The organism is Salmonella sp. GDC200615, from assembly GCF_050574145.1.
Classification (GTDB): Bacteria; Pseudomonadota; Gammaproteobacteria; order Enterobacterales; family Enterobacteriaceae; genus Salmonella; species Salmonella enterica.
In genome coordinates, this window is the sequence record NZ_CP192247.1 from 503413 (window position 1) to 520633 (window position 17221).

General features: G+C 53.7%; 16 protein-coding genes and 1 pseudogene. 14 read left to right on the plus strand and 3 right to left on the minus strand.

Going from position 1 to position 17221, the window contains the following annotated elements:
* The first annotated feature begins 40 nt into the window (after positions 1-40).
* The 4 genes and pseudogenes from ACQ29O_RS02390 to ubiA all read left to right on the plus strand — a co-directional run bounded on the left by ACQ29O_RS02390 (position 41) and on the right by ubiA (position 4042).
* Complete coding sequence (locus ACQ29O_RS02390) at positions 41-1399, plus strand: maltoporin (protein WP_020937289.1); 1359 nt, start codon at positions 41-43, stop codon at positions 1397-1399.
* 163 nt (positions 1400-1562) lie between these two features.
* Positions 1563-2478 (plus strand): annotated as a pseudogene (gene malM / locus ACQ29O_RS02395) (maltose operon protein MalM).
* Between the two features lie 180 nt (positions 2479-2658).
* Complete coding sequence (gene ubiC / locus ACQ29O_RS02400) at positions 2659-3156, plus strand: chorismate lyase (RefSeq protein WP_000019218.1); 498 nt, start codon at positions 2659-2661, stop codon at positions 3154-3156.
* Positions 3157-3169: 13 nt separating this feature from the next.
* Positions 3170-4042, plus strand: a complete 873-nt coding sequence (gene ubiA, locus ACQ29O_RS02405) for a 4-hydroxybenzoate octaprenyltransferase (RefSeq protein WP_000455249.1) — start codon at positions 3170-3172, stop codon at positions 4040-4042.
* A gap of 98 nt (positions 4043-4140) precedes the next feature.
* Here ubiA and plsB read toward each other — a convergent pair whose 3' ends face one another.
* Positions 4141-6561 carry a glycerol-3-phosphate 1-O-acyltransferase PlsB gene (plsB, locus tag ACQ29O_RS02410; RefSeq protein ID WP_000017360.1) on the minus strand — a complete coding sequence of 807 codons (2421 nt, stop codon included), beginning with the start codon at positions 6559-6561 and terminating at the stop codon, positions 4141-4143.
* A 170-nt stretch (positions 6562-6731) separates the two neighbouring features.
* Between plsB and ACQ29O_RS02415 the strand changes: the two genes are divergently transcribed.
* From ACQ29O_RS02415 to ACQ29O_RS02435, 5 genes are all read left to right on the plus strand, one after another.
* Entirely contained in the window at positions 6732-7100 is a 369-nt protein-coding gene (locus tag ACQ29O_RS02415) for a diacylglycerol kinase (protein ID WP_000002900.1), read from the plus strand.
* 108 nt (positions 7101-7208) lie between these two features.
* Positions 7209-7817: a transcriptional repressor LexA gene (gene lexA / locus ACQ29O_RS02420; protein ID WP_000646079.1), complete on the plus strand. Its 609-nt coding sequence runs from the start codon at positions 7209-7211 to the stop codon at positions 7815-7817.
* 178 nt (positions 7818-7995) lie between these two features.
* Positions 7996-9321 (plus strand): MATE family efflux transporter DinF, encoded by a 1326-nt coding sequence (dinF, locus tag ACQ29O_RS02425; protein ID WP_001128103.1) that lies wholly within the window; start codon positions 7996-7998, stop codon positions 9319-9321.
* Positions 9318-9431: a hypothetical protein gene (locus tag ACQ29O_RS02430; RefSeq protein ID WP_001575282.1), complete on the plus strand. Its 114-nt coding sequence runs from the start codon at positions 9318-9320 to the stop codon at positions 9429-9431. The genes dinF and ACQ29O_RS02430 overlap by 4 nt, the downstream gene beginning before the upstream one ends.
* 21 nt (positions 9432-9452) lie before the next feature.
* A complete protein-coding gene (locus ACQ29O_RS02435) occupies positions 9453-9662 on the plus strand; it encodes a CsbD family protein (protein ID WP_001030592.1) in 210 nt (69 codons plus the stop codon).
* 98 nt (positions 9663-9760) lie between these two features.
* On the opposite strand, the gene zur is transcribed toward ACQ29O_RS02435, so the two are convergent.
* Entirely contained in the window at positions 9761-10276 is a 516-nt protein-coding gene (gene zur / locus ACQ29O_RS02440) for a zinc uptake transcriptional repressor Zur (RefSeq protein ID WP_020937290.1), read from the minus strand.
* A 246-nt stretch (positions 10277-10522) separates the two neighbouring features.
* Here zur and ACQ29O_RS02445 point away from each other — a divergent pair, with 246 nt between their 5' ends.
* From ACQ29O_RS02445 to pspG, 3 genes are all read left to right on the plus strand, one after another.
* Positions 10523-11833, plus strand: a complete 1311-nt coding sequence (locus ACQ29O_RS02445) for a conjugal transfer protein TraF (RefSeq protein ID WP_001039337.1) — start codon at positions 10523-10525, stop codon at positions 11831-11833.
* Positions 11834-11920: 87 nt separating this feature from the next.
* Entirely contained in the window at positions 11921-12919 is a 999-nt protein-coding gene (dusA, locus tag ACQ29O_RS02450) for a tRNA dihydrouridine(20/20a) synthase DusA (protein ID WP_001182227.1), read from the plus strand.
* A gap of 167 nt (positions 12920-13086) precedes the next feature.
* Entirely contained in the window at positions 13087-13329 is a 243-nt protein-coding gene (gene pspG / locus ACQ29O_RS02455) for an envelope stress response protein PspG (RefSeq protein ID WP_000891412.1), read from the plus strand.
* 174 nt (positions 13330-13503) lie between these two features.
* Here the strand turns inward: pspG and ACQ29O_RS02460 are convergent, their stop codons facing one another.
* Positions 13504-14487 carry a quinone oxidoreductase gene (locus ACQ29O_RS02460; RefSeq protein ID WP_000235559.1) on the minus strand — a complete coding sequence of 328 codons (984 nt, stop codon included), beginning with the start codon at positions 14485-14487 and terminating at the stop codon, positions 13504-13506.
* A gap of 64 nt (positions 14488-14551) precedes the next feature.
* On the opposite strand from ACQ29O_RS02460, the gene dnaB reads away from it, so the two are divergent.
* Positions 14552-15967 (plus strand): replicative DNA helicase, encoded by a 1416-nt coding sequence (dnaB, locus tag ACQ29O_RS02465; protein WP_000918353.1) that lies wholly within the window; start codon positions 14552-14554, stop codon positions 15965-15967.
* A gap of 31 nt (positions 15968-15998) precedes the next feature.
* Complete coding sequence (gene alr / locus ACQ29O_RS02470) at positions 15999-17078, plus strand: alanine racemase (RefSeq protein WP_001147297.1); 1080 nt, start codon at positions 15999-16001, stop codon at positions 17076-17078.
* Positions 17079-17221 lie beyond the last annotated feature (143 nt).

Genomic DNA, 17221 nt, shown 5'->3' on the forward strand with positions numbered 1-17221 from the left:
TGGCAGCGTTTAAAGAAAAGCAATGATCTCAGGAGATAGAATGATGATTACTCTGCGCAAACTCCCACTGGTGGTTGCTGTCGCAGCGGGCGTAATGTCCGCTCAGGCAATGGCTGTCGATTTCCACGGTTACGCCCGTTCCGGTATTGGCTGGACGGGAAGCGGCGGCGAACAACAGTGTTTCCAGGCAACGGGTGCCCAAAGTAAATACCGTCTTGGTAACGAATGTGAAACCTATGCGGAACTGAAACTGGGCCAGGAAGTGTGGAAAGAGGGCGATAAGAGCTTCTATTTCGACACCAACGTCGCCTATTCGGTTAACCAGCAGAACGACTGGGAATCGACCGATCCCGCCTTCCGCGAAGCGAACGTGCAGGGTAAAAACCTGATTGAATGGCTGCCGGGCTCTACCATCTGGGCCGGTAAGCGCTTCTATCAGCGTCATGACGTACACATGATCGACTTCTACTACTGGGATATTTCAGGTCCTGGCGCAGGTATCGAAAATATCGATCTGGGCTTCGGTAAGCTTTCACTGGCGGCGACCCGGTCTACTGAAGCGGGCGGCTCTTACACCTTCAGCAGCCAGAATATTTATGATGAAGTAAAAGATACCGCTAACGACGTCTTTGACGTACGTCTGGCTGGTCTGCAAACGAACCCGGACGGCGTACTGGAGCTAGGCGTTGATTACGGTCGCGCCAATACGACCGATGGTTATAAGCTGGCTGATGGGGCATCGAAAGACGGCTGGATGTTCACCGCCGAACACACGCAAAGCATGTTGAAAGGCTATAACAAGTTTGTCGTGCAATATGCCACCGATGCCATGACCACGCAGGGTAAAGGCCAGGCGCGCGGTTCCGACGGTTCTTCATCTTTCACTGAAGAATTGTCTGATGGAACCAAAATTAATTACGCCAATAAGGTCATCAATAATAATGGCAATATGTGGCGTATTTTGGATCATGGCGCCATCTCGCTTGGTGATAAATGGGATTTGATGTACGTCGGTATGTACCAGAATATCGATTGGGATAATAACCTGGGTACTGAGTGGTGGACCGTGGGTGTACGTCCAATGTACAAGTGGACGCCAATCATGAGCACCCTGCTGGAAGTCGGCTACGACAACGTGAAATCTCAGCAGACCGGCGATCGTAACAATCAATATAAAATCACCCTGGCGCAACAGTGGCAGGCGGGCGACAGCATCTGGTCGCGTCCGGCTATCCGTATTTTCGCCACCTACGCGAAATGGGATGAGAAATGGGGCTATATCAAAGACGGCGATAACATTTCCCGTTATGCCGCAGCGACTAACTCCGGCATTTCCACCAACAGCCGTGGCGATAGCGATGAGTGGACCTTCGGCGCCCAGATGGAAATCTGGTGGTAATACGATGGTCATCTGACGTAACGAGGGGCGCAAGCCCCTCTGAAACATCAGGTCTGATGATGCTTGTAAGCCGAATAAGGCGCCAGCCGCCATTCGGCGATATGTTTGGATTGGCGCGCTATTGCCTGGCTACCGCTGAACCCGCCTTATTGAGGTGAGAATAATGAAAATGAAGAAAAGTCTCGTCGCCCTCTGTTTAACCGCAGGGCTGTTCGCCAGCGTGCCGGGTATCAGCCTGGCGGAAGTGAACTATGTACCGCAAAATACCAGCGCCGCGCCCGCTATTCCTGCTGCTGCGCTACAGCAATTAACCTGGACGCCTGTAGATCAGTCAAAAACGCAGTCTACCCAACTGGCGACTGGCGGCCAGCGCCTTCGTCGCCGGCATTACCGGCCCGGTCGCCGCTTATAGCGTTCCGGCGAATATCGGCGAGCTGACATTAACTCTGACCAGCGAGGTCAATAAGCAAGCCAGCGTTTTTGCGCCAAACGTGTTGATTCTTGACCAAAATATGACGCCTTCGGCGTTCTTCCCCAGCAGTTACTTTACTTATCAGCAGCCGGGCGTCATGAGCGCAGACCGGCTGGAAGGCGTGATGCGCCTGACGCCTGCGTTGGGGCAGCAGAAACTCTATGTTCTGGTGTTTACGACCGAAAAAGATCTTCAGCAAACCACTACGCTGCTCGATCCGGCAAAAGCCTATGCCAAAGGCGTCGGCAACTCTATCCCGGATATTCCCGATCCAGTTGCTCGCCATACCACTGACGGCGTGGTGAAACTGAAGGTGAAAACCAACAGTAGCTCCAGCGTATTGGTCGGGCCGTTGTTTGGCTCGTCCGGTACCGGGCCGGTAACGGTAGGCAATACCGCCGCGCCGGTCGCTGCGCCAGCGCCAGTCGCGCCGAAGAAAAGCGAGCCGATGTTGAACGATACGGAAAGCTACTTTAATAAAGCGATTAAGGATGCCGTAGCGAAAGGCGACGTCGATAAAGCGCTGAAACTGCTTGATGAGGCCGAACGTCTGGGATCGACATCTGCCCGTTCCACCTTTATCAGCAGTGTAAAAGGCAAGGGGTAATTATTTCCCCACAGTGCTGATTTTGCAGCAACTGGTGCGTCTCCTGGCGCACCTTTTTTTATCATTTCATGCGAATTGTTATTTTTTTGTTGCGCAACAGATCACTTAATTGTGATTGCGCCCCCCGTAATGTCTTTTCTGAGATACAATGACTTTAGGTTATGAATCGGAGAGTAAGGCATGTCACACCCTGCGTTAACGCAACTGCGTGCGCTGCGCTATTTTGATGCGATTCCTGCGCTTGAACCCCATTTGCTGGACTGGCTGTTGCTGGAAGATTCTATGACTAAACGTTTTGAGCAGCAGGGAAAGCGGGTAAGCGTGACGCTGATTCGGGAAGCGTTTGTCGACCAAAGTGAGGTCGAGGAAGCATCAGGTTTACTGCCATCCGAGTCCCGCTACTGGTTACGTGAGATACTGCTTTGCGCTGACGGCGAGCCTTGGCTTGCCGGACGTACCGTGGTACCGGAATCCACGCTGTGCGGACCTGAACAGGTCTTACAACATCTGGGTAAAACCCCGCTTGGACGTTATCTATTTACATCATCGACACTGACCCGCGATTTTATTGAAATTGGACGCGATGCAACGCTGTGGGGGCGCCGCTCTCGACTGCGGTTGAGCGGAAAACCGCTGTTGCTTACCGAGCTTTTTTTACCTGCATCGCCGCTGTACTGAGAGGAAGATAAAGATGGAGTGGAGTCTGACGCAGAGTAAGCTGCTGGCGTTTCACCGTTTGATGCGTACAGATAAGCCTATTGGCGCGTTGCTGCTGCTCTGGCCGACGCTTTGGGCGCTATGGGTGGCGACGCCGGGTATGCCTCAGCTGTGGATTTTGGCAGTTTTTGTCGCTGGCGTGTGGTTAATGCGCGCGGCGGGCTGCGTGGTAAATGATTATGCCGATCGTAAATTTGACGGACATGTAAAACGTACGGTCAACCGGCCTTTACCCAGCGGCGCCGTGACAGAGAAAGAAGCGCGCAACCTGTTTGTGGTGCTGGTGCTGCTGGCGTTTCTGTTGGTGCTGACGCTGAACGCCATGACGATTCTGCTTTCCGTGGCGGCGCTGGCGTTGGCCTGGGTTTATCCCTTTATGAAACGCTACACCCACCTGCCGCAGGTCGTGCTGGGGGCCGCTTTCGGCTGGTCAATCCCCATGGCGTTCGCCGCGGTGAGCGAATCCCTGCCGTTGAGCTGCTGGCTAATGTTCCTCGCCAATATTCTCTGGGCAGTGGCTTACGATACGCAATATGCGATGGTCGACAGAGATGATGATATCAAGATAGGCATTAAATCGACGGCGATCTTGTTTGGTCGTTATGACACATTGATTATCGGGATTCTGCAGCTTGGCGTCATGGCGTTAATGGCGCTGATCGGCTGGTTGAATGGTCTGGGATGGGGATATTACTGGGCTGTGCTGGTGGCGGGCGCGCTGTTTGTCTACCAGCAAAAACTGATTGCGAACCGTGAGCGTGAAGCCTGCTTTAAAGCCTTTATGAACAATAACTACGTTGGCCTGGTGCTATTTTTAGGGCTGGCGATGAGTTACTGGCACTTCTGATGTCATGCCGGGCGGACCCGGCCTACAAAGCCAAAATTTTCAATACGTCATATCAGTTGCCCGATAAGCTTACGCCATCGGGCATTTCAGGCACTGGCTTACTCGCCCTGCGTCGCGCTTTCAATCGTCAGACGGACATCAGAGGTAATCAGATCGGCAAGCATCTGATATATCTTCATCGTTTCTGCCGGTTCGGCATCGCCCGTATCACTGATATAACCCTCATCCCGTAGCGTCAACACGAGTGAACTGAACACCGCTTTGTCGAAAAACTCCGGCGCGTTAATACCGTGCAGGACAGACAGACGTTGCGCCACGGTACGGCTTTCTTTCTCCAGCGTACTGCGGTTGATGGACGGATTGGCGCTCAACAGCCAGAACGTAATGGCATAACGCTGTAGCGTTTCGCGCGCGCCTGCCGCCAGCAGTTGCAGCGTACGGGAATGCGTCGGGTTGATATGCAGTTCATCATCCTGCAGGGTAATTAGCCCCTGACGCTGCATTTCACTGGCCAGCGCGTCAATGACCGAGGCTAACTCCTCGCGCTCCCAGCGCAGGAACAGCTCCGCTTTTAACATCGGATAGAGCGCTTCAACATGCTGCTGCAACGCATCACGCGAAATGCGACGATGCTGGGTGATAATCGCCGCCATCAGCGAAGGCATAATCAACATATGCGCGATATTGTTACGATAGTAGGTCATCAACACCGCCTGCTCGCGCGGCAGAATGATGATATCGCCAATGGTGTCTTTCTCGACCTCAAACTTATTCATCTGCAGCGCGTGAGCGATGAGCTCGCCAGCGCTGGCGGCAGGAACGGTTGAGTCTGTGGAATAAGGGACATTGCGCATCAGATCGAGATAGCAATCAAGCTGCTCGGTGAGCTGCTCGCGGGTGAGCGAGCGCTGACGCGACGCTAACAGCGCGGTACAACACAGGTTCATCGCGTTTGCCGCGCCAGCGTTGTTAATACGCACCATCAGATCGGCGGCGATACTATTTACCGTCGGCGTCAGCCAGGCTGGGCGTATGGCCTCTATAGGGTCGATAGATTCGCGCCACTCCGGCACATGCTGGTTCAGGTACGTCATGAGCGGCATCGGTTCGCCAAAGTTAACGTAGCCCTGACCCAGATTGCGCAGCTTGCTCAAGCCTTTCAGCATCTGCGGCAGGCTCTCTTTCTCTTTTGTCGCGCCGCGCAGTTCTTTCGCATAGGTGCCCACTTCCATGACGTGCTCATAGCCGATGTAAATAGGCACTAACGTAATTGGACGGGTACCGCCGCGCAGCATCGCCTGGATAGTCATCGACAGGGTGCCGGTTTTCGGGTCTAACAAACGTCCGGTACGCGAACGTCCTCCTTCGACAAAATACTCAACCGAGTAACCGCGGCTGAACAGCTCGCCCAGGTATTCGCGAAAGACGGTGGAATAGAGTTTATTCCCCTTAAAGGTGCGACGAATAAAGAACGCGCCCAGACGACGGAAAATCGGGCCAGCGGGCCAGAAATTAAGGTTAATGCCTGCGGCAATGTGCGGCGGAACCAGTCCCTGATGGTACAGCACATAAGAAAGGAGCAAATAGTCCATATGGCTGCGGTGACAGGGCACATAGACGATTTCATGCCCGTCGTGCGCCAGTTGGCGTACGCGCTCGGCGTTATGCACGTTAATCCCCTGGTACAGTCGGTTCCAGGTAAACCCCAAAATCCTGTCGGTCAAACGAATCATCTCGTAAGAGAAGTTCGCCGCGATCTCTTCCATCAGCGCAATGGCGTTTTGCTGCGCTTTTTCATGAGAGATTTTCTTACTGCGCGCTTCGTCTTCTACCGCGCGGGCGATCGCTTTCGAGGCCAGCAGTTTGTTAAACAGATCCTGACGGGCGGGCAGGCGTGGGCCAACCGCCGCCAGGCGCTGGCGAGCAAAGTGCATACGCGCCACGCGAGCCAGCTTCTGCGCGATGATTTTATCGGTGCCGTGTTCATCAGCCATGCGACGCAATGAGACGGACGGCGAGAATCGGACAAAGCTATCGCGACCCAGCCAGGAGATGGCAAAGAATTTCTGTACGCCGTTCAGCATACGTAAAGGCGGGTTATCTTCTCCCTTTTCACGACCCGGCGCGCGGCCAAACATCACGGAAACGGGCACCATCTGCACGTCCAAAGCCGGATTACTCCGATGCAGATCGAGATAATCGTGAAAAAGTTTCACCGACTCTTCTTTTGGCGTGTAATAGGTAAAGACACGCGGTCCGCCGTGAATAAATACATAGCGTGGCAACAGCGCGCCGTCGATCTCCAGCGGCTCCAGCGGATCCGGGAGATCGTGCGCCAGACATTGCGCCCGCAGCGTCAGTAAGTCCGCTTTTGAGTTGTATGGCAAGACATACATAATGGGGCGAGAAGTATCGAGCCCCAATTCCTGGGCGGGTTCCGCCGGAATAGACTTGCTTTTTACCAGTATGCTTAATGGTAAATTCAGTAATTTGTAGTAAATTCGTGGCCAGCCGGACATAAACGATGTAAAGCCTCTGGTTAATAATGCAAATGCGGTGCAAGGATATCAGAAAGTTTAGCGAATTTCTGTTGTATCCCGTCATACTTCGCGCTGCGTTACGGCAGTCCGAATCGTGCAGGGCAACCGTATAATGTCATTGACGTTAATAATGTAAAAAGGTTCTTTTGATGGCCAATAATACCACTGGATTCACCAGAATTATCAAAGCGGCAGGATATTCCTGGAAAGGATTTCGCGCCGCATGGACTCACGAAGCGGCGTTTCGCCAGGAAAGTATCGCGGTATTGCTGGGCGTCATCATCGCCTGCTGGCTGGATGTGGATGCGATTACCCGTGTGTTATTGATAGGTTCCGTTTTACTTATCATGATTGTTGAAATCCTCAACAGCGCTATTGAAGCGGTCGTTGACCGCATCGGTTCTGAATACCATGAGCTTTCCGGCCGTGCGAAAGATATGGGATCGGCTGCGGTGCTACTGTCTATTTTCGTTGCCCTGATGACCTGGGGCATCCTGTTATGGTCACATTTTCGATAAAGGTTCCAAATTTTATAAATCTCTTGTTTTTTGCGCCGTTTGTGGTTCCAAAATCACCTTTAACTGTATATACTCACAGCATGACTGTATATACACCCAGGGGGCGGAATGAAAGCGTTAACGGCCAGGCAACAAGAGGTGTTTGATCTCATCCGGGATCACATCAGCCAGACAGGTATGCCACCGACGCGTGCGGAAATCGCGCAGCGTTTGGGGTTCCGTTCCCCAAACGCTGCGGAAGAACACCTTAAAGCGCTGGCGCGCAAAGGGGTGCTTGAAATCGTTTCCGGCGCATCGCGAGGTATCCGTCTGTTACAGGAAGAAGAGGACGGATTACCGCTTGTCGGGCGTGTCGCGGCGGGTGAACCGCTTCTGGCGCAGCAGCATATTGAAGGCCATTACCAGGTCGATCCTTCGCTGTTCAAACCCAGCGCCGATTTCCTGCTGCGCGTGAGCGGTATGTCGATGAAAGATATCGGTATTATGGATGGGGATTTGCTGGCGGTACATAAAACGCAGGACGTCCGTAATGGCCAGGTGGTTGTCGCTCGCATTGACGATGAAGTGACAGTAAAACGCCTGAAAAAGCAGGGCAATAAAGTGGAGCTGCTGCCGGAAAACAGCGAGTTTACACCGATAGTGGTGGATCTGCGCGAACAAAGCTTTACGATTGAAGGGCTGGCGGTAGGCGTCATTCGCAACGGGGAATGGTTGTAATCTCGTTTTAATCTCCTTGTAAGCCGTCATCCGGCAATCGTGCAGCCTGATGGCGCTGCGCTTAGCAGGCCTACGGGAATGCAGTTCCTGAGATGATTAATTTGTAGGCCGGATAAGGCGTTACGTTGCCATCCGGCAATGCGCTCGTTTCGTTTAACTCCTTGTCAGGCTTTTCTCCATGCCGCTTTTTACCTCCTCTGATAAAGCTCTCTGGCATCTCGCGCTGCCGATGATTTTTTCTAACATCACCGTCCCCTTGCTGGGGCTGGTCGATACGGCGGTGATTGGTCATCTGGACAGCCCGGTTTTCCTGGGCGGCGTGGCGGTGGGCGCGACTGCCACCAGCTTTCTTTTCATGCTGCTGCTATTTCTACGTATGAGCACCACCGGCCTAACGGCGCAGGCATTTGGCGCCAAAAATCCGCAGGCGTTAGCCCGGGCGCTCATTCAACCGTTATTACTGGCGCTGGGCGCTGGCGTGATGATTGTGCTATTTCGCACGCCGCTTATCGAGCTGGCTTTACATATTGTCGGCGGGAACGACGCTGTCCTGGTGCAAGCGAGACGCTTCCTTGAAATTCGTTGGCTAAGCGCTCCCGCGTCACTGGCGAATCTGGTGCTGCTCGGTTGGCTGTTAGGCGTTCAGTATGCGCGGGCGCCGGTTATCTTGTTGGTCGTGGGCAATATCCTCAATATCGCGCTCGACCTGTGGCTGGTGATGGGGCTTCATATGAACGTGCAGGGTGCTGCCCTGGCGACGGTCATCGCAGAATATGTCACGTTACTGATCGGCCTCATGATGGTACGTAAAGTTCTCCATCTCCGCGGTGTGTCGCTGGATATGCTAAAACAGGCCTGGCGCGGCAACGTGCGCCGCCTTTTGGCGCTCAATCGCGATATCATGCTGCGCTCATTGCTCCTTCAGCTTTGTTTTGGCGCAATCACGGTGTCAGGCGCGCGGCTGGGCAGCGATATTATCGCGGTAAATGCAGTCCTGATGACCTTACTCACCTTTACGGCCTATGCGCTGGACGGTTTTGCTTATGCGGTGGAGGCGCACTCCGGTCAGGCTTACGGCGCGCGTGACGGTAGCAAGCTACTGGACGTCTGGCGAGCGGCGTGTCGTCAGTCAGGAATTGTGGCCTTGTTGTTTTCCACAGTCTATGCCCTGGCAGGCGAACATATTGTCGCGTTACTGACCTCATTGCCGCAAATACAGCTACTGGCGGATCGGTATCTTATCTGGCAGGTGGTATTACCGCTGGTGGGCGTATGGTGCTATCTGCTCGACGGTATGTTTATTGGCGCGACGCGCGCTGCCGAAATGCGCAATAGCATGGCTGTCGCCGCGGGAGGATTCGCGCTGACGCTCTTCGCCCTGCCGGTATTAGGAAATCATGGTTTATGGCTGGCATTAACCGTGTTCCTGGCGCTTCGCGGTCTGTCGTTGAGCCTTATCTGGCGTCGTCACTGGCGCGAGGGTACATGGTTTGCCAGATCGTGACGGTTAAAAATTCTGAATATAAAACCGAAGGCCGAATTCCTGCCTACAATTATTATCACGTCCAGCAGAAATTGCAGTGCATTTGGGCGAATAACACCTGCTATTCCTAACCGAATGATGAGGACAAGATGATGAATAAAGACGAAGCCGGCGGTAACTGGAAACAGTTTAAAGGTAAAATGAAAGAACAATGGGGCAAACTGACCGATGACGATATGACCGTTATCGAAGGTAAACGCGACCAACTGGTAGGTAAAATCCAGGAGCGTTACGGTTACCAGAAAGATCAGGCGGAAAAAGAGGTTGTTGACTGGGAAACCCGTAACAACTATCGCTGGTAATATGTTTTCCCCTACCAGGAGTACATGGATGTGCTTCCCACTGTTTGCTTATGAATGCGGGCGTGCCCCTCTCTACTGCCGCCCGTTTTCCGTTCAGGCTAACGCGGTTTTTTCTTCACCAGCACCGAGTGATCGTGACCACAGTCGCCCGGATGGCGACACGCTTCCACTTCTACGCACGCAGGGCACAGACCGTGCGCCTCAATAACGTTATGTTGTAGCGCAAATCCCATTTTAGCCGCCAGCGTATGCATGATGTCTTCCACGCCCTCGGCACACTCTTCCTTCACCACGCCGCAACGATCGCAGATAAACATGGCCGAGCTGTGCGTCGGCTGGTTGAACAGGTGGCAAACCACATAACTATTGGTGGATTCCACTTTATGGACAAAACCCTGTTCGAGCAAAAAATCCAGCGCGCGGTAAATGGTGGGCGGTTTGGCCTGTGGTTCCGTTTCGCGCAGCAAATCGAGCAAATCGTATGCGCTGATGGCACCCTGTTGCAGACTCATCAGGCGCAGCACTTCGAGGCGCTGAGGCGTCAGGCGCACGTTGCGCTGCGCGCAGAGTTTTTCAGCTTGCGCCAGTAACTCTTGCGTTGTGGTCTTTTCCATGTAGCACCTCGAATGGCATGAAAGTCTAATCCGTTACTTTACCACGAGCTGCTTAAAACTCTGAAATTACCCCGCGACAATATATCGCCTGCTAAGCTTTTCCGCGCCAGTATTCTCATCTATACATAATGAGGGTCGATATTATAACAACAGGATTTAACATCACTATTTCACAGCAATAGTTCGCCTCTGTCCGGTAAAGCGTGGCGGAGGAATTACTTCACCTGATAATAAGATGGGCTAACTGTGAACAAAAACGTCAAACTTTCACTGATTGCTATCGCGGTCTCGCTTTTTATGGCAAAGCAGGCGAGCGCCGCCAATACCTGGACGGAAGCGCGTAATGACGCAATGGGCGGGACGGGCGTTGCGTCCGCGAATTATGGCAGCGGAGTACTATTAAATCCGGCGTTACTGGCAAAAGCCAAACCGGAAGACAATATCACTGTTGTCCTTCCTGCGGTCGGCGTCCAGATTACGGATAAAGACAATCTCCAGGATGAAATTGACGATATCAGCGATAAAGTGGATTACTACGATGAGGTCGTCGATAACCTTACTCTGGGGCAAATTCTGCTCAATCCGCGAGGCGTGCTGAATCAATTTCAGGGCGCCGCGCGCGACCTGGCCGATGAGCTGGAATATCTCAACGGAAAAACCGCCCGCGCCAATGCCGGCGCCGGGTTGGCGGTAAGTATTCCAGGGCAAACGCTTTCCGTGGCGTTTATCGCCAAAGGTTATGCGCATGGGCGCGTGAGTTCGTCCATTGATCAGAACGATATTCAGTATCTGCGCGATATCCAGCATGATGAACGTGTCGCGCTTCGTGAAGCAGGACGCGCTGCTTTGCTGGGGTCTGACGAAATTACAAAGCATTTAAACTCTACCGCGTCGGGGCGGGTAGCGATTGTGTCTGACTACGGTATTGCACTGGCGAAGCAGTTTGTGGTGGGCGAGGTGCCTGTTTCCATTGGCGTTACGCCAAAACTGCAAAAAACCTGGCTCTATAACTACACCACCTCAATTTATAACTACGACAGTAGCGACTGGAATAGCAGCCGTTATCGCAATGACGATACGGGTTTTAACATTGATGCGGGGCTTGCTGCCGATATCGGTGAAAACTGGACGTTGGGGCTGAGCGGGCAAAATCTGGTATCTCGCGATATCGATACGAAAGATATTTACATCACTAATGGTATGACGGGAGAAACCACCAACTACAAAGATACATACCAAATCCGCCCCCTGGTTACCGCGGGCGTCGCATGGCATAACGATTTGCTGACCGTAAGCGCCGATGGCGATCTGACGGAAACGAAAGGCTTTAAGAGCGAAGACAATTCACAGTACGTTGGCGTCGGCGCTGAAGTTCGACCGTTATCATGGCTGGCGGTGCGCGCAGGGTATCGTGCGGATGTGAAAAATAACGATAGCAATGTGGTTACCGGCGGTCTTGGCTTTGCGCCCTTTAACCGTGTGCATCTCGATTTAATGGGACTGTACGGCGAAGATGAAACCTGGGGGGCAGGCGCGCAGCTTACGATGACATTCTGAGGTGCTTTCACCGGAGGCGCTACGCCTCCGGTTTAGCGTTATGCTATAGTAACGCCCCTTTTTTAACCGGATGCTTATTTATTCGCCATGCAGCCTGAAACCCAGTCCTCCGCTTTCCCTGCTTATCGCTTCTCCATCGCGCCTATGCTCGACTGGACGGACAGACATTGCCGCTATTTCCTGCGTTTGCTGTCTCGCCAGACGCTGCTCTACACCGAAATGGTGACCACGGGCGCGATTATTCACGGTAAGGGTGACTATCTGGCTTATAGCGAAGAAGAGCATCCGGTCGCTCTACAGCTTGGTGGAAGCGATCCGGCTCAGCTTGCGCATTGTGCAAAGCTGGCGGAAGCGCGTGGCTACGATGAAATTAACCTCAACGTGGGGTGCCCCTCCGATCGTGTGCAAAATGGTATGTTTGGCGCCTGTTTGATGGGCAATGCGCAACTGGTCGCCGATTGTGTTAAAGCCATGCGTGATGTCGTCTCGATTCCGGTAACGGTAAAAACCCGCATTGGTATTGACGATCAGGACAGTTATGCGTTTCTGTGTGATTTCATCGATACGGTTTCCGGTCGGGGCGAATGCGAGATGTTTATTATCCATGCGCGCAAAGCCTGGCTTTCTGGCTTAAGCCCGAAAGAAAATCGTGAGATCCCGCCGCTGGATTACCCGCGCGTATACCAGCTAAAGCGGGATTTTCCGCACCTGACCATGTCCATTAACGGCGGCATCAAATCGCTGGAAGAGGCGAAGGAGCACCTGCGCCATATGGATGGCGTCATGGTTGGCCGCGAAGCTTATCAGAATCCGGGTATACTGGCCGCGGTGGATCGGGAGATTTTTGGCGCCGATACCACCGATGCCGACCCGGTTGCGGTGGTTCGCGCGATGTATCCCTATATTGAGCGTGAATTGAGCCAGGGAGCGTATCTGGGGCATATCACTCGCCATATGCTGGGGTTGTTCCAGGGCATTCCCGGCGCGCGACAGTGGCGTCGCTATCTGAGCGAAAACGCCCATAAAGCTGGCGCGGATGTTGCTGTACTGGAGCAGGCGCTAAAACTGGTAGCAGACAAGCGTTAAAAGTTCGCCAAAAATTAGTCAATCTCACCACGCTCTGTGCAGTCTTGCAGGGCGTTTTCTTTATATATCAAAAACATAAATATTGGCATGATTTTTGTAATAGCTTACCTGACCAGACCCGGTAAGCGCCGTGCCGCCGGGCAATGCCATCTTTATGGGGAGCGACTATGCTGGAACTACTTTTTGTGCTTGGCTTTTTTCTGATGTTAATGGTGACGGGCGTCTCCTTGCTGGGCATTCTGGCCGCGCTGGTTGTAGCGACTGCCATCATGTTCCTGGGTGGAATGTTCGCCCTGATGATCAAGCTGTTACCGTGGCTACTGCTGGCGGTGGCTGTGGTGTGGGTGATCAAAGCAGTAAAAACGCCAAAAATCCCACAGTATCAGCGCAATAACCGTCGGTTTTACTAAGGTATTGAGCGGTTCGTCACAACCTGGAACTTTGCCCTCACAAGCAAATAGGAATCGATTATTAAATCTGTCATGATTGCGCAGGTAACGAATTCATCGCGCTGTACCCTACATACAGCCGAACAAAAAAAGAAAGGGCTTCCCGGGTGGAAGCCCAATTTCTTTGCAGAGCTATTACGGAATCAGCAGGCTTGAGCCCTGTGTGGCCCGGCTTTCCAGCACTTCATGCGCGCGACGGGCATCTTTTAACGCATAGCGTTGATTTTCAGCCACATCAACTTTAATCACGCCGCTGGCGATCAATGAGAACAATTCATTGCTGGCTTCGGTCAGTTCTTCACGCGTCGTAATATACCCCTGTAGTGAAGGTCGCGTGGCATACAGGGAACCTTTCTGATTCAGAATACCTAAATTCACGCCAGTGACGGGGCCGGACGCATTGCCGAAACTGACCATCAGTCCCCGACGTTGCAGGCAGTCCAGTGAGGCTTCCCAGGTATCTTTCCCCACGGAGTCATAGACCACGCGGACTTTTTTGCCGCCGGTGATCTCTTTTACCCGTTCGACAATGCTCTCCTCACGGTAATTAATCACCTGCCAGGCGCCGGCGTCCAGCGCCCGCTGCGCTTTTTGCGCGCTACCGACGGTACCGATAAGCTTCGCGCCCAGCGCTTTCGCCCATTGGCAGGCGATCAGACCGACGCCGCCCGCAGCGGCATGAAACAGGAAGGGTTCGTCGGGTTTCACTTCATAGGTTTTGCGCAACAGGTAAAAAACGGTCAATCCCTTGAGAAAAGAGGCTGCCGCCTGTTCGAAAGAAATGGCGTCAGGCAAAATCGCGGCTTTATCTGCGGTGACGTTATGGACGGAACTGTAAGCGCCGAGCGTTGACTGCGCGTAGACGACGCGATCGCCGACGCGAATGTGCTCCACGCCGTTGCCGACTTTACTGACCACACCCGCAGCTTCGGTTCCCAGGCCCGCAGGCAACGACGGGGGCGGATAGAGTCCGCTACGGATATAGGTGTCGATGAAGTTGATACCAATGGCTTTGTTCTCAACCTGGATTTCGTGTTCCGCCGGTTCCGTTGGCGTAAACTCCACGGTCTGAAGCACTTCCGGACCACCATGCTTGTGAAATTCAATACGCGTTGCCATGCTTCCTCCAAAAGAAATGTGGTAATCTTTCGACCCAATCACTATCTCGGTAACTCCATTCACTATGGCAGGAAATAAACCCTTCAACAAACCACAGACTGATGCCCGCGACCGCGATCCGCAGGTTGCCGGGATAAAAGTGCCGCCGCACTCGATTGAAGCGGAACAGTCGGTGTTGGGCGGTTTAATGCTGGATAACGAGCGCTGGGACGATGTGGCCGAGCGCGTGGTGGCGGAAGATTTCTATACCCGTCCGCATCGCCATATCTTTACGGAGATGGGGCGCTTGCAGGAAAGCGGCAGTCCTATTGACCTGATCACGCTCGCGGAATCGCTGGAGCGGCAGGGCCAACTGGACAGCGTCGGCGGTTTCGCCTATCTGGCGGAACTGTCTAAAAACACGCCAAGCGCGGCGAACATCAGTGCTTATGCGGACATTGTGCGCGAACGCGCCGTGGTCCGCGATATGATCGCGGTGGCGCATGAAATTGCGGACGCCGGTTACGATCCACAGGGGCGCAATAGCGACGAACTGCTGGATCTGGCGGAGTCGCGCGTCTTCCAGATCGCGGAAAACCGGGCCAACAAAGACGAAGGTCCGAAAAGCATCGACCAGATCCTCGACGCTACCGTGGCGCGTATTGAGCAGTTGTTCCAGCAACCGCACGATGGCGTTACAGGCGTGGATACCGGCTATCAGGATCTCAATAAAAAGACGGCAGGGTTACAGCGTTCGGATTTGATTATCGTCGCGGCGCGTCCCTCCATGGGTAAAACCACTTTTGCGATGAACCTCTGCGAAAATGCGGCGATGTTGCAGGATAAACCGGTACTGATCTTCAGCCTGGAGATGCCCGGCGAACAGATCATGATGCGTATGCTGGCCTCGCTGTCCCGCGTCGATCAGACACGTATTCGTACCGGTCAACTCGATGATGAAGACTGGGCGCGAATCTCCGGCACGATGGGTATTCTGCTGGAGAAACGCAATATGTATATTGACGACTCCTCAGGTCTTACGCCGACAGAAGTCCGTTCGCGCGCGCGGCGTATTTTCCGCGAACATGGCGGGTTAAGTCTGATTATGATCGACTACCTGCAATTGATGCGTGTGCCGTCGCTTTCTGATAACCGTACTCTGGAAATCGCCGAAATTTCTCGCTCGTTGAAAGCGCTGGCGAAGGAACTCCAGGTGCCGGTCGTGGCGCTATCGCAGCTTAACCGCTCCCTGGAGCAACGCGCGGATAAACGTCCGGTGAACTCCGACCTGCGTGAATCCGGCTCTATTGAACAGGATGCCGACTTAATTATGTTTATCTACCGTGATGAGGTTTATCACGAGAACAGCGACTTAAAAGGCATTGCTGAAATTATTATTGGTAAGCAGCGTAACGGTCCTATCGGTACGGTTCGTCTGACGTTCAATGGTCAGTGGTCGCGCTTCGATAACTATGCGGGACCGCAATACGATGATGAGTAACTCTCCGTCATTCTGTTAACAAGGAATTCAAATGCAAGCGGCAACAGTCGTCATTAACCGCCGCGCTCTGCGACACAACCTGCAACGTCTGCGTGAACTGGCGCCTGCCAGTAAGCTGGTTGCGGTGGTGAAAGCGAACGCTTATGGACACGGTCTTCTGGAGACCGCGCGAACGCTCCCTGATGCTGACGCTTTTGGCGTGGCGCGTCTTGAAGAGGCTCTACGTCTGCGAGCGGGCGGGATCACGCAGCCTATCCTGCTGCTGGAGGGTTTTTTCGACGCCGCCGATCTGCCGACCATTTCCGCGCAATGTCTGCATACTGCCGTACATAATCAAGAGCAGCTTGCCGCCCTGGAGGCGGTGGAGCTGGCGGAGCCGGTAACGGTCTGGATGAAACTGGATACCGGTATGCATCGTCTCGGCGTGCGTCCCGAAGAGGCGGAGGCGTTCTACCAGCGTCTGACGCACTGTAAAAATGTACGCCAGCCGGTGAATATCGTCAGCCATTTTGCCCGTGCGGATGAGCCGGAATGCGGCGCTACCGAACATCAGCTCGACATTTTTAATGCCTTCTGTCAGGGTAAACCCGGTCAGCGCTCTATTGCCGCGTCTGGCGGTATCCTGCTGTGGCCGCAGTCTCACTTTGACTGGGCGCGTCCGGGCATCATTTTGTATGGCGTATCGCCGCTGGAGCACAAACCCTGGGGGCCGGATTTTGGTTTTCAGCCGGTGATGTCCTTAACCTCCAGTTTGATCGCGGTGCGTGACCACAAAGCGGGCGAACCGGTGGGCTACGGCGGGACATGGGTGAGTGAGCGCGACACGCGCCTGGGCGTGGTGGCGATGGGTTATGGCGATGGCTACCCACGAGCGGCGCCTTCCGGTACGCCAGTACTGGTCAATGGTCGTGAAGTTCCGATTGTCGGGCGGGTGGCGATGGATATGATTTGCGTAGATTTGGGGCCAAACGCGCAGGATAACGCGGGCGATCCGGTGGTCTTATGGGGTGAAGGTCTGCCGGTTGAACGTATCGCTGAAATGACAAAAGTAAGTGCTTACGAACTTATCACGCGCCTGACCTCAAGGGTGGCGATGAAGTATATTGATTAAATACGCGGCGGGCCGGGTGGCGCCTGCGCTTATCCGGCTTGTATCGCGCATTGGCTGTAGGCCGGATAAGACGTTCACGCCGCTATCCGGTAATATGCGCATCCACCACAACATCCTCTCGATCTTCTCGTCCTTCCGGTTTA

Bases quoted from the DNA above. Each gene is read 5' to 3' on its own strand.
- ACQ29O_RS02390 (WP_020937289.1), top strand. From the start codon at position 41: ATGATGATTACTCTGCGCAAACTCCCACTGGTGGTTGCTGTCGCAGCG.
- ubiC (WP_000019218.1), top strand. From the start codon at position 2,659: ATGTCACACCCTGCGTTAACGCAACTGCGTGCGCTGCGCTATTTTGAT.
- ubiA (WP_000455249.1), top strand. From the start codon at position 3,170: ATGGAGTGGAGTCTGACGCAGAGTAAGCTGCTGGCGTTTCACCGTTTG.
- plsB (WP_000017360.1), bottom strand. From the start codon at position 6,561: ATGTCCGGCTGGCCACGAATTTACTACAAATTACTGAATTTACCATTA.
- ACQ29O_RS02415 (WP_000002900.1), top strand. From the start codon at position 6,732: ATGGCCAATAATACCACTGGATTCACCAGAATTATCAAAGCGGCAGGA.
- lexA (WP_000646079.1), top strand. From the start codon at position 7,209: ATGAAAGCGTTAACGGCCAGGCAACAAGAGGTGTTTGATCTCATCCGG.
- dinF (WP_001128103.1), top strand. From the start codon at position 7,996: ATGCCGCTTTTTACCTCCTCTGATAAAGCTCTCTGGCATCTCGCGCTG.
- ACQ29O_RS02435 (WP_001030592.1), top strand. From the start codon at position 9,453: ATGAATAAAGACGAAGCCGGCGGTAACTGGAAACAGTTTAAAGGTAAA.
- zur (WP_020937290.1), bottom strand. From the start codon at position 10,276: ATGGAAAAGACCACAACGCAAGAGTTACTGGCGCAAGCTGAAAAACTC.
- dusA (WP_001182227.1), top strand. From the start codon at position 11,921: ATGCAGCCTGAAACCCAGTCCTCCGCTTTCCCTGCTTATCGCTTCTCC.
- pspG (WP_000891412.1), top strand. From the start codon at position 13,087: ATGCTGGAACTACTTTTTGTGCTTGGCTTTTTTCTGATGTTAATGGTG.
- ACQ29O_RS02460 (WP_000235559.1), bottom strand. From the start codon at position 14,487: ATGGCAACGCGTATTGAATTTCACAAGCATGGTGGTCCGGAAGTGCTT.
- dnaB (WP_000918353.1), top strand. From the start codon at position 14,552: ATGGCAGGAAATAAACCCTTCAACAAACCACAGACTGATGCCCGCGAC.
- alr (WP_001147297.1), top strand. From the start codon at position 15,999: ATGCAAGCGGCAACAGTCGTCATTAACCGCCGCGCTCTGCGACACAAC.